We start from the raw sequence: 14426 nt of genomic DNA, 5'->3' as shown, positions 1-14426 counted from the left end.
GCGCAAGCCGGCTGTTTAGCCGGTTTTTTTATATAACAGTTTTCATTTTATTTGACTTTATTATAATACAGATTCAAATAAGAAAATTGCTTCAAACAACATCCTATATTAGGAAAAACGCGATGTTCAAAGAACTTTCTTAAATTTGTTAACTATTTCACAAAATATGTGATTTTTATCACATTCAAAACTGTTATATTAAACATAAGATATAAATGCAACAACTGTTATATCATTTCAACTTGAAAAGAGGGGGATTTAAATGGAACAATGGAAAGGTTTCACCACAAACGTTTGGCAAAAAGAAGTCAATGTCCGCGATTTTATTCTCTCGAACTTTGAGCCATATCAAGGTGACGAATCGTTTCTCGAACCTCCGACGGAAGCTACATCGGCATTATGGGATCACGTAATGGACTTGACAAAAAAAGAGCGTGAAAACGGAGGCGTCCTCGATATGGATACAGAGATCGTCTCAACGATTACCTCGCACGGTCCCGGCTATTTGGACAAAGACTTGGAAAAAGTCGTCGGCGTTCAAACCGATGAGCCGTTTAAACGGTCGCTTCAGCCTTTCGGCGGCATTCGCATGGCGAAACAAGCATGTGAATCCTATGGTTTTGAATTGAATGAAGAAGTGGAAAGAATCTTTACCGATTACCGCAAAACCCATAACCAAGGCGTGTTTGACGCGTATACGGACGAAATGAAACTCGCCCGAAAGGTCGGAATCATTACCGGACTGCCTGATGCTTACGGGCGCGGGCGCATCATCGGCGATTACCGGAGAGTGGCGCTTTACGGCGTGGACTTCCTGATCGATGAAAAGAAAAAAGATGCGGCCGGCACCTCTCGCGTGATGTCTGAAGAAAACATCCGCCTTCGTGAAGAATTGTCAGAACAAATCCGGGCATTGAATGAACTTAAAGCACTTGCAGCAAGTTATGGCTTTGACATTTCCGAGCCTGCGGCGAATGCAAGAGAAGCATTTCAATGGCTGTATTTTGCCTATTTGGCTGCCATTAAAGAGCAAAATGGAGCAGCAATGAGCCTTGGCCGCGTGTCCACGTTCCTTGATATATACATCGAAAGAGATTTGAAAACGGGCGCATTAACAGAACAGGAGGCCCAAGAGCTTGTCGACCATTTTGTCATGAAGCTGCGCTTGGTCAAATTTGCACGCACACCTGACTACAATGAGCTGTTCAGCGGCGATCCGACGTGGGTGACAGAATCAATCGGCGGAATAGCGCACGACGGACGCGCACTCGTCACGAAAAACTCGTTCCGTTTCCTGCATACGCTTGACAATTTAGGTCCGGCGCCGGAACCAAATTTAACCGTCCTTTGGTCTGTCAGGCTGCCGCAAAAGTTTAAAAACTACTGTGCCAAAATGTCGATTAAAACGAGCTCGATTCAATACGAAAATGACGATATCATGCGTCCTGAATACGGGGATGACTACGGCATCGCCTGCTGTGTATCGGCAATGGCAATCGGCAAACAAATGCAGTTCTTCGGAGCACGCGCCAACTTGGCGAAAGCGCTTTTATATGCGATTAATGGCGGAAAAGACGAAAAGCATAAAATGCAAGTCGGTCCGGAAATGCCTCCGGTTGCTTCCGATGTGCTGGACTATGACGAGGTCATGCATAAATTCGATCAGACGATGGAATGGCTTGCAGGCTTGTACATCAATACGCTCAATGTCATTCACTACATGCATGATAAATATTGCTATGAAAGAATTGAAATGGCGCTACACGACACGGACATTTTGCGGACGATGGCCACCGGGATCGCCGGCTTGAGCGTTGTGGCCGATTCGTTAAGCGCTATCAAATATGCCAAAGTCAATGTTGTCCGCGATGAAAACGGCATTGCCGTCGATTTTGAAACAGAAGGCGACTTTCCTAAGTACGGAAATAATGATGACCGCGTCGACGCGATCGCCGTTGACATTGTCAAGCGCTTTATGAAAAAACTGCGCAAGCACCAGACATATCGCCAGTCTGTTCATACCATGTCAATTTTAACGATCACGTCAAACGTCGTTTACGGCAAGAAAACCGGAAATACGCCGGATGGACGCCGGGCGGGAGAACCGTTTGCTCCAGGCGCGAATCCGATGCACGGCCGCGATACTAAAGGAACGCTTGCATCGCTGTCTTCAGTGGCAAAGCTGCCTTACAGCTATGCGCTCGACGGCATATCCAACACCTTTTCGATCGTCCCGAAAGCGCTTGGCAAAGACGAAGAGAGCCGCGCCGTCAATTTATCAAGCATCCTTGACGGTTACGCCGCAAAAACAGGGCATCACTTAAATGTAAACGTATTTAACAGAGAAACATTGCTCGACGCCATGGAACATCCGGAGGAATATCCGCAGTTAACGATTCGCGTCTCAGGCTATGCGGTCAACTTTATTAAGCTGACGAAAGAACAGCAGTTAGACGTTATCAGCCGTACCTTCCATGAATCGATGTAACGAGCATAAAGCGGAGCGCGGCCGAGGCGCTCCGCCCCATAAAAAGAGGTGATCTTCATCATGGATGGAAATATTCATTCGATCGAAACATTCGGCACCGTTGACGGTCCGGGCATCAGATATGTCGTCTTCACACAAGGCTGCCTGATGCGCTGTCAATTTTGCCATAATGCTGATACATGGGAAATCGGAACCGGAAAACAAATGACGGTTTCCGAAATCGTTCAGGATGTCCAGCAATATCTCCCGTTTATTCAATCATCAGGCGGAGGCATCACCGTTAGCGGAGGCGAGCCGCTTTTACAACTGCCATTTTTAATCGAGCTGTTCAAAGCCTGTAAAAGCCATGGCATACACACGGCGCTCGATTCGTCCGGCGGATGCTATTCGGCGGCGCCGGCATTTCAAGAGCTGATCAAAGAGCTGATCCAGTATACAGACCTTGTTTTGCTTGATCTCAAGCATATCAACAGGAAAAAACATATCAACCTGACAGGAATGCCGAATGACCACATATTGGATTTTGCCCGGTTTCTCGCTGATCATCAAGTCCCCGTCTGGATCCGCCATGTACTGGTTCCGGGGATCTCTGATATCGATGACGATTTAGCAGCCCTCGGCACGTTTATCGGCACGCTGGGGAACGTTCAGAAGGTGGAGGTTCTTCCTTATCACAAACTCGGCGTCTACAAGTGGGAAGCGCTTGGCCTGGATTATCCATTAAAAGGGGTTGAACCGCCAAGTGCCGCCAGGGCCGAAAACGCATACAGACTACTCACCGCCCACTTGCAAGGGGGAGCCATGCTGCAAGAAACATAAACCCTTTTAACCGGACAGACTTTTTCCAACAAAAAGCTGTCCTTTTTGTCTTACCGCACAACCGTATAAAAAATCCCTTTTTTTACAATAGTAAGATGAGAAAGATGCGCCTGCTGCGGCAGGCCGACAATAAAACAGCAAGGTGGGCGGGAAGCATGTATCATTTGTATTCTCACAACGACTTGGACGGAGTCGGCTGCGGAATTCTCGCAAAGGTGGCCTTTGGCGAACGGGTCGAGGTCCGCTACAATTCGGTCACCGGACTTGATATGCAAGTCGGACGTTTTTTGGAACGGACAAAAGGAAAAGAAAAACAGCATGAAGGCCTGTTTATTACGGACTTGTCTGTTCATCAAGAAAATGAAGAAAGGCTGGACCAATATGCTGAAGCGGGCGGAAAGGTCAAACTCATCGACCACCACAAAACTGCGCTTCATTTGAATGAACGCTCTTGGGGCATGGTAAAAGTTCAATATGAGGACGGCAGGCTCGCTTCAGCGACTTCTCTTTTTTATGAATACTTAATAGACAACGGCTATATTCAAGAGACAAAAGCGATGGATCAGTTCGTCGAACTCGTACGCCTCTATGATACATGGGAATGGGAACAGACGGACGCGCTCGAAGCAAAACGCCTGAATGACCTGTTTTTTATGGTCTCCATTGACGAATTTGAGGAAAAAATGGTCCGGCGCCTTAAAGAAAGCGACGCGTTTTCATTTGATGAATTCGAAGAAAAAATCTTGGATATGGAAGAAGAAAAAATTGAACGGTATATCCGCAGGAAACGGCGGGAAATCGTTCAGACCTTCATCAATGCACACTGCGTCGGCATCGTGCATGCGGAATCCTATCATTCCGAAGTAGGGAACGAACTCGGAAAAACGTATCCGCACCTTGACTATATCGCCATCTTAAATATGGGCGGCAAAAAAGTGAGCCTTCGCACCATCCATGATGAAACAGATGTATCAGAAATCGCCGGCACGTTCGGCGGAGGCGGCCATGCCAAGGCAGCGGGGTGCCCGCTGACAGATGAAGCATTCAAGCTGTATGTGACTGAACCGTTTCCGCTGGAGCCCTTGAGAGCGGATGCCTTTAAAAACGTCTATAATTTAAAAGAGTCGGACAACGGCAGCCTTTATATCAACAGGGACGAAGACCAGTTTTTTCTCTTTCCTGGAGAACACGGCTGGAACATTCAATTAAACGGCGTGACTCAGCATGAGACATTTACTTCATTCGAAGAGGCAGAACGGTTTATTAAAAGAAATTATGCTGCATGGCTCGCAAGGGATGAAGCATTTGTCCAATATTTGATGCAGCAGGTGAAACAGGCAATCCAAACGACAGGCTAAAGACTTCGACAGTCTTGGCCTGTTTTTTCATATACAAAAAAGAACAGCCGGCATATAATAACAGAAAGTTCCGATTTTTCCAAAAGGGGAGATGTTCATGAAAGAAAAGAACACAAGCTGCGAAACAAAAGAATTTCGGGCCGTGTGGATCGCCACCGTCACAAACATTGACTGGCCTTCGAAAAAAGGGCTGACAATCGAAGAGCAAAAAACAGAATATGTGAAGCTTTTGGATGCTGTGACAGCCATGGGGATGAACGCAGTTGTCGTTCAAATTAAGCCGGCGGCGGATGCGTTTTACCCTTCCGCATACGGGCCGTGGTCGGAATACTTAACAGGCGTTCAAGGAAAAGACCCCGGCTACGATCCGCTGTCATTTTTGCTCGAAGAAACCCACCGGAGAAAGCTTGAATTTCATGCATGGTTCAACCCTTATCGGATCACGATGAATCATACGGATTTGAACAGGCTCTCACAGGATCACCCGGCTAGAATGCACCCCGATTGGGTCGTTGCCTACGGCAGACAGCTGTATTACAATCCCGGCATTCCTGAGGCACAGGAATTCATTGTCCAAGGCATAGCAGAGGTCGTCAAGAATTACCAAGTCGACGCCGTTCATATGGATGACTATTTTTATCCGTATAAAATTGCGGGCGTCGAATTTCCCGACTTGAGCACGTATGAACAATATGGAAAGGACCGTTTTTCAAATATTGAAGATTGGCGGAGGGACAACGTCAACCAGCTTGTCAAACAGATCAACGCCGCCGTCAAAAAAGAAAGAGCATCGGTCAAATTTGGAATCAGCCCCTTTGGTGTATGGCGCAATATAGCAGATGATCCGACGGGATCGAATACAGCCGCCGGAATGACAAACTATGACGACCTTTATGCTGACACGAGGGAATGGATCAGGCAGGGATACATCGATTACATCGCCCCGCAAATCTACTGGAGCATCGGCTTTGCCCCGGCTTCCTACGACATTTTAGTAGACTGGTGGAAAAATGAAGTCAGCCAACGCCCCGTTCATTTATACATCGGACAAGCAGCCTATAAAATCAATCAAAACTCAGATCCTGCCTGGTCAGACCCTGAAGAATATCCGCGACAGATCGCCTTAAACCGCGACTCAATGGTGATGGGAAGCATCCATTTCAGCCTGAAAGATTTAAACCGGAACCCGCTCGGCATAAAAGACAGGCTGATCCAGGACTTGTACAAAAAACCGGCAGCTATTCCCGGTATGCCTTGGCTTGACAGCGTAAACAGCAAACAGTGAAAACTGATATTTTAGTGATACGGCCGCCGGTAACAGTACCAATCCATTTTGACAATGTTCAAAATGGATTTTTTGTGTTAAAAATCGCATGAATAGAGCACCTTAATAGATAAAAACAAGGAAAGAAAGGTTTACATCAAATGGACATTTTCTTAGCGATTTTACCAGCGATTTTCTGGGGAAGCATTGTGCTCTTTAATGTAAAGCTTGGGGGCGGACCGTACAGCCAGGTGCTCGGTACGACATTCGGCGCTTTAATTTTTTCAATCGGAATCTACTTCGTCGTCCAGCCTGAATTATCCCCCCGTATATTTGCCGTCGGCGTCGTCTCCGGACTATTTTGGGCGCTCGGTCAGACCAATCAGCTGAAAAGCATCAAGTTGATCGGCGTGTCTAAAACGATGCCGATCTCAACAGGACTTCAGCTTGTATCCACTTCTTTGTTCGGCGTGCTTGTTTTTCGCGAGTGGGCGACGACAATCTCGATTGTTCTCGGGATTCTGGCGCTGATTTTCATCATCGTGGGAATCGTGCTGACATCGCTGGAAGACCGCAGCCAAAAATCGGAGGAAAAAACCGGCGACATGAAAAAGGGAATCGTGATTTTGCTGATTTCCACATTCGGCTATCTCGTGTATGTCGTCGTCGTACGGCTTTTCGATGTCAGTGGCTGGGCGGCTCTTTTTCCTCAGGCTATCGGCATGGTAGCCGGTGGCTTGATCTTGACATTCAGGCATAAGCCGTTTAATTTTTACGTCATCAAAAATATCATTCCGGGTTTAATCTGGGCAGCCGGAAACATGTTTTTATTCATTTCCCAGCCGCGGGTCGGCGTAGCGACCAGTTTTTCGCTATCGCAGATGGGAATCGTCATCTCAACGCTCGGCGGCATTATTTTGCTCGGCGAAAAGAAAACGAAGCGGCAGCTGATCGGTATCGCCATCGGCATTATATTAATCGTCGCAGCCGGCGTTTTGCTGGGCATTGCAAAAGCTTAAAGGACGGCTTCTAAAGCCGTCCTTAAGCTTTTTGACAAAATCCCAAAACGATATTTAGTTTTGGGATTTTGTCATCCTTTCAGCGTGATTGAAAACCCTTGCAGTCTAGGAAGACCGAGCATCGGAAGCTGACTTTCACAGGATGTGATGACGGCGGCGTTCAGGCAGGACGCCTGGGCGGTTAGCCGCCGATCCTTCTCCTATTCGTGAGCACCGACGCACAGGCCTGACAACGAATGCGAGGGTTTGTCGACACGCTGAAGGACGGCTTCTCAAGCCGTCCTTTAATATGTGACAATGCCCTTAAGCGGCAGGTGGTCGGAAGCGTTCGGATCAACGGCGACAACTTCAGCCGCTGACACATGAAAAGACCGGCTGAGGAAGATGTAGTCCAAGCGTCGTCTCGGGCGGTGCGAAGGGTGGGTGAACCCCTGTCCGTATTGTCTTTCATCCCACAGGTCGGCCAGTTTTTCCGCGACCTTTTTCCACCCCCGTGAATGAGGTTTCATATTAAAGTCTCCCATGACGATCACAGGCAGATCACTCTCTTGAACCCTCTCGATTAAAAAATCCGTCTGCTTGCCGTGAAGCCACGGATTCAGGCTCAAATGCGTAACAAAAACGCGAAGGAGCCGATCACCGATCCGGACATCAGCCTCAAGAAGAGACCTTCCTTCGATCAGCCCTTTGACAAAGTTGAATGAATGATGCCGTTCTTTCACAATCGGAAAACGCGTTAAGAGAGCGTTCCCGTATTGCCTGTTCACTGAAGAATCACCGGAACTCAATGAAAGGGAGGGGCAGTACGCATAGTGCATGTTCAATTGTTCTGCTAACGAGCCGATTTGGTCTTCGTAATCGCTTCTATTGGAGAAATGCTGATCTACTTCATTAAGGCCGACGATGTCGCAGCCGCTCTCGGCGATCACACCGGCTGTTCTCTCTAAATCAACGCGACGGTCCCTTCCTTTTCCATGATGAATATTAAATGTCATGATGCCAAATTTCATAATCAACCCGCCTCTTCTTTAAGCTAAGCATATTGTACCTCCGGAACGATTAAAATATTTCTGCTGTCGGCGGAGCGAGATTAGGTTAAAATGACATTATGATATAAAGAGGAGTGTTCCTTGATGACAAATAGCAGAACGAATCCAAAGGTTGATGAATTTTTAAGCAAAGCCGAGAAGTGGAAGGGAGAGTTTGAGAAGCTGCGTCAAATCGTTCTTGACTGTGAGCTGAACGAAGATTTCAAGTGGAAGCATCCTTGCTATACGTTCGAGAATAAAAACATCGTATTAATCCATGGATTTAAAGAATATTGTGCGCTCTTGTTTCATAAAGGCGCCTTGTTAAAGGACCCCAACGGGATTCTTATCCAGCAGACGGAGAATGTACAAGCCGCGCGGCAGATTCGATTCACCAATGTACAAGAAATAGCTGAAATGGAAACCATCTTGAAAGCTTACATCAATGAAGCGATTGAAGTGGAAAAAGCCGGTCTTGAAGTAGAGTTTAAAAAGGCTGCGGAATATACGATTCCAGAAGAGCTTCAAAAAAAATTCGCTGAAATCCCAGCTTTAAAAACGGCGTTTGAAGAATTGACGCCGGGACGGCAAAGAGCATATATTCTTTATTTTTCTAAACCAAAACAATCCAAAACCCGAGAATCGAGGATTGAAAAATATACAAAGCAAATTCTTGATGGAAAGGGATTGAATGACTAGTCTATTTCGCAACTACCGTTTTCATGAGAGAGGCGAATCATAACCATATGGCCGAAGAAGCGGTGAATTGATTAGTGAAGGGCCGCTCAATTTTTCGAATGGCACGAGATCCATACCTTGATGATCACCGCTTGATTATATAAAAAGACATTTATATAATGGAGGCAATATACCGGCTGCAAAGCGCCTGAGATTGGAGGGAATGTCATGACCGTACAAACGAAGCTTGATTCGAAAAGCACGGTGAGCTGCATGAAGATATTGAACGATTCGACCCGGCTCTTGATCCTGAAACTGCTTCAGGAGAAACCTTATTGCGTCTGCCAGCTTGTCGATATGTTTGAAACAAGCCAGCCCGCCATCAGCCAGCATTTACGAAAGCTGAAAAGTGCAAATATGATCAAGGAAGAAAGAAGGGAGCAATGGCGCTTTTATTCGCTTCATGACAACTTTCCGGAACGCGAATTGGTCCTTGCCATTCTCAATCAGATCGATGAACACGATGAGGTTCTTCAAACCGTTAAAAGAAAAGAAAGACCCGTTTCGTGCCAATAAAAAAGCAGAGGGAGGACGGTTCCCTCTTTTTCATTTCACTTTTTATATAAGCATTGACTTATATAACGATTTTATTATAAGATGTGTCCGGAGAGGAAACCTATGAAGGAGGCGTACACGCGATGACGACAGTCTTAGCCATTTTGATTTTTCTGCTGACCCTCACGCTTGTCATTTGGCAGCCGAAAAATCTATCCATCGGCTGGTCGGCCTGCGGAGGTGCGGTGCTGGCTTTAATTGCCGGGGTCGTCAATTTTCAGGATGTATTAGATGTGACGGGAATCGTATGGAATGCGACTTTGGCTTTTGTCGCGATCATCATCATCTCCCTGATTCTTGATGAAATCGGATTTTTCGAGTGGGCCGCCCTGCACATGGCCAAGGCAGCGAAAGGAAACGGCATTCGGATGTTCGTCTATGTCTCCCTGCTGGGAGCCATAGTAGCCGCGCTGTTTGCCAATGACGGAGCTGCTTTAATTTTGACGCCGATTGTGCTTGCCATGGTACGCGCGTTACATTTTCAAGAAAAGCTCGTTTTTCCTTTTATTATCGCAAGCGGATTTATCGCGGATACAACATCGCTGCCGCTTGTTGTCAGCAACCTTGTCAATATTGTCTCAGCAGACTTTTTCAACATCGGATTTATCGAATATGCGACAAGAATGATTGTTCCAAACCTGTTTTCGCTTATTGCAAGCATCATCGTGCTTTTTTTGTTTTTCAAAAAAAGCATTCCGCGGCATTATGACATGACAAATGTAAAACAGCCGGCGGAAGCGATTAAAGACAGGAAAATATTCCGCTTGTCATGGCTCATATTAGCCGTTCTGTTGGCCGGTTACTTTATCAGCGAGCTGTTCTCGATCCCTGTCTCGATCATCGCAGGCGTGATCGCCGTCATTTTCTTAATTACAGCGAAAAACAGCCCCGCGGTACAAACGAAGAAAGTGCTGAAGGGAGCGCCTTGGGCGATCGTTTTCTTCTCAATCGGGATGTATGTAGTGGTATATGGTTTAAGAAATGCCGGCTTAACAGATATTCTCTCACAGGTCATCCAGACCGTCAGTGATCAAGGGCTGTTTGCCGGAACAATCGGAATGGGCTTTATCGCAGCCACCCTGTCTTCATTCATGAATAATATGCCGACGGTGATGATTGATGCGCTTGCGATTCACAATACCGACACACACGGGATTCTCAGAGAAGCGCTGATTTACGCCAATGTCATCGGCTCTGATCTCGGTCCGAAAATCACGCCGATCGGCTCCCTGGCGACGCTTTTGTGGCTTCACGTCCTTTCACTGAAAGGCGTAAAGATTTCTTGGGGAACCTATTTTAAAACAGGTGTCATTTTGACCATTCCAACCCTGTTCATCACGCTTGCCGGACTTTATGTGTGGCTGCTGATTATCCACTAAACATGATAGGAGACGATGACCAATGTCAAAAAAGACCATCTATTTTTTATGCACAGGCAACTCTTGCCGCAGCCAAATGGCTGAAGGCTGGGCGAAGAAACACCTCGGAGACGAGTGGAACGTCTACAGTGCAGGGATTGAAGCGCACGGTTTAAACCCGAACGCGGTCAAAGCCATGCGAGAAGCAGGCATCGATATTTCTGAGCAGACGTCCGATATCATTGATCCCGATATCTTACACAACGCAGACCTCGTCATTACGCTGTGCGGGGACGCGGCTGATAAATGCCCGATGACACCGCCGCACGTCAAGCGCGAGCATTGGGGTTTTGACGATCCCGCCAAAGCAGAAGGGACAGAAGAAGAAAAATGGGCATTCTTTCAGCGTGTACGCGATGAAATTGGAGAGCGGGTCAAGCGTTTTGCGGAGACAGGCGAATAAATACAAAGCTCAGGTATTGTTACCTGAGCTTTGTATTTTTTAGAAACATCTATTTTTGATAAAGAAAGAACGTACCAAAAGGCATGCGGCCGTTCATGTAAAAATTCAAAAATCAATTTACCGAGAAATTCTGTAAGATCCATTGCCAGAGGCTGAATGAGTACCAAGGGATTCCCGGCAAACACTAAAAAATCCCCAGGCCGGGGATTTTTCACTTTAATAAGAAAAGATGACCTGAAAGACTCGTTTTAAATGTTAATTGTTTTCTTTACCTAAAACTGCTGGAGAAGCGCATGACATTCTGACGTTTAATTCAGGGTCCATTTTTTGAGTTAATGGTATTGAGCCCGGCTCACGAATAAGAGACAGCAGAGAATCGACCATTTTGTGAGCCAATTGATCAATTGGAACCCCTACGCTCGTCAGCGGGGTTTCAAGGCTTGCCATTTGAGGAATATTATCATAAGAAATTAAAGATAGGTCTTCGGGTATGCTGAGCTGTTGTTCCTTTACGGCTCGTAAAATCCCTACACTGATATCGTAGCTTCCGCTAATAATAGCTGTAGGTTTTGAGGTTTGTTGTAACAGTTTTTTCGCAGCGGTGTAACCGTTATACCAGCTTAACCCATTAGTATTTAAAATACTGTTTCGACTTAACTTTAAACCGGCTTCCATCATAACCTCTTCAAACCCTTTGCTTTTTTCAATCTGACGCTTATCGGCAGGGGAAAGGTCGCCGACGTAGCTAATGTTTTTGTGGCCAAGTTGATACAGATACGCAACGGCTTTGTAAATTGCTTTTTTATGATTGACATCGATAATAGGATGTGTATGTTCACCTGACACTCCGTAAGATAAGATAGGAATCGTTAATCCAGTATCATCACTGAGCTGAGTTTCGCCGCCTTCTTCAAAAATCATGATCCCATCCACGCGAAAACTCTTGAACAATTCCACTGCCTCTTTAGCTCTGTTAACGGATAAAATCATTGAATAGCTGTTCTTTTCGACCACTTCATTTATTTTTGTAACAAGTGCCGATAAAGCGATTCTTTCAATTGTAGGCCAGACAAGACCGATCGTTTGACTTTTTTTAGATGCCAAGCTTCTCGCTGCAAAATTCGGAGTATACCCTAATTGTTCGGCAACTTGCAAGACCTTTTTCTTTGTATCCGGTTTTACAAGAGGGCTGTTTCTTAAAGCCTTTGAGACTGTTGAATAGCTTACTCCGGAAGCATGGGCGATGTCTTTAATAGTTACAGTCATTTTGGACCTCCAAAAAATCCTTAAAAATATAATATTGCAAATTTTCGAAAATGATTTTATGATAATAAATAACAACGTTGTTATTATAAATGATACATTATAAAATAACAATCATATACATCTTCCGAATAAAATAACAACGTTGTTAAAAGGGTTTTCGGATCATGAAGCAACGTTTATTTTTAACAACGTTGTTAAACTTATCGTAAAGGAGGGGAAGGGTGAGAAAGACGATCATCTAATGTCTTGCACCACTAAAATATTACACAAATTGTTACTGAACATCATCGGAAACGGGATTCAGGGGATAAACCGAAACATACAATGCAAAAATTTTACTTATTCGTTCACTATTTGAGAGAAATTGTAAACGCTATCAAAAAAATATGACGATGAAAGAAATCATGAATCGCAATCAATCATTGCTTAGAAAGCAACGGTCATGAGATTCAAGGAGGGTAGTTCATGAGAAAAATGCTATCCGTGTTTTTTGTATGCGCTTTAATCTTTGGGATGCTTACGGGATGTAAAAGCAGCGATGTAATAGGCGCCGATAAAACCGTAACGTTACGGCTTGCTCACAACCATAATGAGGAGCACCCCATCCACAAGTCTTTACTCAAATTTTCAAAAGACGTAGAAAAGAAAACCAATGGCACCGTTAAAGTGCAATTGTATCCAAATGCTCAGCTCGGTTCAGAGCGTGAAGTGATTGAATTGACACAAACCGGGGCTGTCGATCTGGCTAAAGTAAGTGCGAGCGCTTTAGAAAGTTTTTCAGAGGTCTACTCCATCTTCAGCCTGCCTTATTTATTTGACAGCAAACATCATTTCTATGAAGCCATGGACAGTGATATTGCAAAAGAAATGTATGATACAACGAAAAACATAGGTTTTATTGGATTAACCTACTATGATGCCGGTTCACGGAACTTTTACACAAAGAACAAACCGATTATGCACCCAAATGACCTTAAAGGTTTAAAAATTCGGGTGCAGCCGAGTGCTACAGCGATTCGAATGGTGGAACTCATGGGTGGAGCACCTACTCCAATGGCTTATGGAGAAGTGTATACAGCATTGCAGTCAAGTGTAATCGATGGCACCGAAAACAACGAAATGGCTTTAACAAGCAGCAATCACGGGGAAGTGGCAAAAGAATATTCATACTCAGAACATGCGATCGTTCCGGATATTTTAATCATGAATTTGGACAAAAAGGATCAATTAAGCGAAGAGCAGCAGCATGCGGTGATCGAAGCGGCGAAAAAATCTACTGAGTATCACAAAATCGTTTGGGCTGAGGAAACTGAAAATGCGGTTAAGAAAGCAAAGGAAATGGGAGTGAAGTTCCACAAACCAGACAAGACTCCATTCCGGGAAGCGGTAAGCCCGCTTCATGATGAGTTTGCCAAAAAAGAATTGATCGGAAAATACTATAGGAAAATTGTGCGAAAGCTAAAAAAGTAAAATGACTCTGGATGAATGAGGGACTCGAATATGTTTCGATAAGGGGGGATGTATATGCTAGCTTTAAAAAAAGCAGTGAATAAAGCGATTGAATGTTTGACTTGCACACTAATGGCCATCATGGTTTTGGTTGCGATATGGCAAGTATTTACGCGATATGTACTAAATTCTCCCAGTACGTTTTCAGAAGAATTTTTACGCTATTCACTGATATGGATCTCTATGTTGGGCGGTGCCTATGCATTTTGGAAAAAAAAGCACTTGGCGATTGAATTTATCGTTCGAAAACTTCCAATAAAAGCAGCTGTTTTCGTTCATACTTTCATTCAGATTCTTTTGATTGCTTTTGCTCTGATTGTGTTGGTCTTAGGAGGTTCGAAAGCAGTGATCACCACAATGGAGCAATCTTCAGCAGCATTAGGGATACCGGTGGGATTTGTTTATCTATCACTTCCTGTTGCAGGCATACTCATCATTGGATACAACTTGGCCGGTTTATATGAATCTTTACATGAATTCAATTCAAAACAAAAGTCAGGTGATGATGTAAAAAAAGCAGCAAAGATGTGACCTGAGGCTTTTTGAAAACTAAAAAAGAGG

The 14426-nt window shown here is 45.0% G+C and carries 13 protein-coding genes; 11 read left to right on the top strand and 2 right to left on the bottom strand.

Going from position 1 to position 14426, the window contains the following annotated elements; translation table 11 throughout:
* Positions 1 to 262 precede the first annotated feature (262 nt).
* The 5 genes from pflB (at position 263) to M1D59_RS10880 (ending at position 6948) form a co-directional block, all read left to right on the top strand.
* On the top strand, positions 263 to 2488 hold the full coding sequence (gene pflB, locus M1D59_RS10900; RefSeq protein ID WP_020451683.1) for a formate C-acetyltransferase: 2226 nt from the start codon (positions 263 to 265) through the stop codon (positions 2486 to 2488).
* A gap of 60 nt (positions 2489 to 2548) precedes the next feature.
* The gene (pflA, locus tag M1D59_RS10895; RefSeq protein ID WP_458118023.1) at positions 2549 to 3307 is read left to right on the top strand and encodes a pyruvate formate-lyase-activating protein; all 759 of its coding nucleotides are present in this window, start codon (positions 2549 to 2551) and stop codon (positions 3305 to 3307) included.
* 155 nt (positions 3308 to 3462) lie between these two features.
* A complete protein-coding gene (locus tag M1D59_RS10890; RefSeq protein WP_458118022.1) occupies positions 3463 to 4665 on the top strand; it encodes a DHH family phosphoesterase in 1203 nt (400 codons plus the stop codon).
* A gap of 91 nt (positions 4666 to 4756) precedes the next feature.
* Positions 4757 to 5950: a glycoside hydrolase family 10 protein gene (locus M1D59_RS10885; RefSeq protein ID WP_373367296.1), complete on the top strand. Its 1194-nt coding sequence runs from the start codon at positions 4757 to 4759 to the stop codon at positions 5948 to 5950.
* Positions 5951 to 6090: 140 nt separating this feature from the next.
* Positions 6091 to 6948: a RhaT/GlcU family sugar-proton symporter gene (locus tag M1D59_RS10880; protein WP_020451679.1), complete on the top strand. Its 858-nt coding sequence runs from the start codon at positions 6091 to 6093 to the stop codon at positions 6946 to 6948.
* Positions 6949 to 7232: 284 nt separating this feature from the next.
* Here M1D59_RS10880 and M1D59_RS10875 read toward each other — a convergent pair whose 3' ends face one another.
* A complete protein-coding gene (locus M1D59_RS10875) occupies positions 7233 to 7958 on the bottom strand; it encodes an endonuclease/exonuclease/phosphatase family protein (protein WP_020451678.1) in 726 nt (241 codons plus the stop codon).
* 123 nt (positions 7959 to 8081) lie between these two features.
* Here M1D59_RS10875 and M1D59_RS10870 point away from each other — a divergent pair, with 123 nt between their 5' ends.
* The 4 genes from M1D59_RS10870 (at position 8082) to arsC (ending at position 11090) form a co-directional block, all read left to right on the top strand.
* A complete protein-coding gene (locus tag M1D59_RS10870) occupies positions 8082 to 8675 on the top strand; it encodes a YdeI/OmpD-associated family protein (protein ID WP_020451677.1) in 594 nt (197 codons plus the stop codon).
* A 207-nt stretch (positions 8676 to 8882) separates the two neighbouring features.
* Positions 8883 to 9230, top strand: a complete 348-nt coding sequence (locus tag M1D59_RS10865; RefSeq protein WP_020451676.1) for an ArsR/SmtB family transcription factor — start codon at positions 8883 to 8885, stop codon at positions 9228 to 9230.
* Between the two features lie 122 nt (positions 9231 to 9352).
* Entirely contained in the window at positions 9353 to 10648 is a 1296-nt protein-coding gene (locus M1D59_RS10860) for an arsenic transporter (protein ID WP_458118021.1), read from the top strand.
* 22 nt (positions 10649 to 10670) lie between these two features.
* Positions 10671 to 11090, top strand: coding sequence for an arsenate reductase (thioredoxin) (gene arsC, locus M1D59_RS10855; protein ID WP_023857526.1), 420 nt, complete (start codon positions 10671 to 10673; stop codon positions 11088 to 11090).
* A gap of 255 nt (positions 11091 to 11345) precedes the next feature.
* Here arsC and M1D59_RS10850 read toward each other — a convergent pair whose 3' ends face one another.
* Positions 11346 to 12356 carry a LacI family DNA-binding transcriptional regulator gene (locus M1D59_RS10850; protein WP_023857527.1) on the bottom strand — a complete coding sequence of 337 codons (1011 nt, stop codon included), beginning with the start codon at positions 12354 to 12356 and terminating at the stop codon, positions 11346 to 11348.
* A 465-nt stretch (positions 12357 to 12821) separates the two neighbouring features.
* Here M1D59_RS10850 and M1D59_RS10845 point away from each other — a divergent pair, with 465 nt between their 5' ends.
* Positions 12822 to 13826: a TRAP transporter substrate-binding protein gene (locus M1D59_RS10845; RefSeq protein ID WP_144497696.1), complete on the top strand. Its 1005-nt coding sequence runs from the start codon at positions 12822 to 12824 to the stop codon at positions 13824 to 13826.
* Between the two features lie 54 nt (positions 13827 to 13880).
* The gene (locus M1D59_RS10840; protein WP_023857529.1) at positions 13881 to 14396 is read left to right on the top strand and encodes a TRAP transporter small permease; all 516 of its coding nucleotides are present in this window, start codon (positions 13881 to 13883) and stop codon (positions 14394 to 14396) included.
* Positions 14397 to 14426: the final 30 nt, after the last annotated feature.

Source organism: Bacillus sp. PK6-026 (assembly GCF_054161455.1).
The sequence above is the reverse complement of the archived record's forward strand: the minus strand, read 5'-3'. Positions and strand labels throughout refer to the sequence as shown.

Bases quoted from the DNA above. Each gene is read 5' to 3' on its own strand.
- M1D59_RS10880 (WP_020451679.1), top strand. From the start codon at position 6,091: ATGGACATTTTCTTAGCGATTTTACCAGCGATTTTCTGGGGAAGCATT.
- M1D59_RS10870 (WP_020451677.1), top strand. From the start codon at position 8,082: ATGACAAATAGCAGAACGAATCCAAAGGTTGATGAATTTTTAAGCAAA.
- M1D59_RS10865 (WP_020451676.1), top strand. From the start codon at position 8,883: ATGACCGTACAAACGAAGCTTGATTCGAAAAGCACGGTGAGCTGCATG.
- M1D59_RS10890 (WP_458118022.1), top strand. From the start codon at position 3,463: ATGTATCATTTGTATTCTCACAACGACTTGGACGGAGTCGGCTGCGGA.
- M1D59_RS10845 (WP_144497696.1), top strand. From the start codon at position 12,822: ATGAGAAAAATGCTATCCGTGTTTTTTGTATGCGCTTTAATCTTTGGG.
- M1D59_RS10850 (WP_023857527.1), bottom strand. From the start codon at position 12,356: ATGACTGTAACTATTAAAGACATCGCCCATGCTTCCGGAGTAAGCTAT.
- M1D59_RS10885 (WP_373367296.1), top strand. From the start codon at position 4,757: ATGTTCATGAAAGAAAAGAACACAAGCTGCGAAACAAAAGAATTTCGG.
- pflA (WP_458118023.1), top strand. From the start codon at position 2,549: ATGGATGGAAATATTCATTCGATCGAAACATTCGGCACCGTTGACGGT.
- M1D59_RS10860 (WP_458118021.1), top strand. From the start codon at position 9,353: ATGACGACAGTCTTAGCCATTTTGATTTTTCTGCTGACCCTCACGCTT.
- M1D59_RS10840 (WP_023857529.1), top strand. From the start codon at position 13,881: ATGCTAGCTTTAAAAAAAGCAGTGAATAAAGCGATTGAATGTTTGACT.
- arsC (WP_023857526.1), top strand. From the start codon at position 10,671: ATGTCAAAAAAGACCATCTATTTTTTATGCACAGGCAACTCTTGCCGC.
- pflB (WP_020451683.1), top strand. From the start codon at position 263: ATGGAACAATGGAAAGGTTTCACCACAAACGTTTGGCAAAAAGAAGTC.
- M1D59_RS10875 (WP_020451678.1), bottom strand. From the start codon at position 7,958: ATGAAATTTGGCATCATGACATTTAATATTCATCATGGAAAAGGAAGG.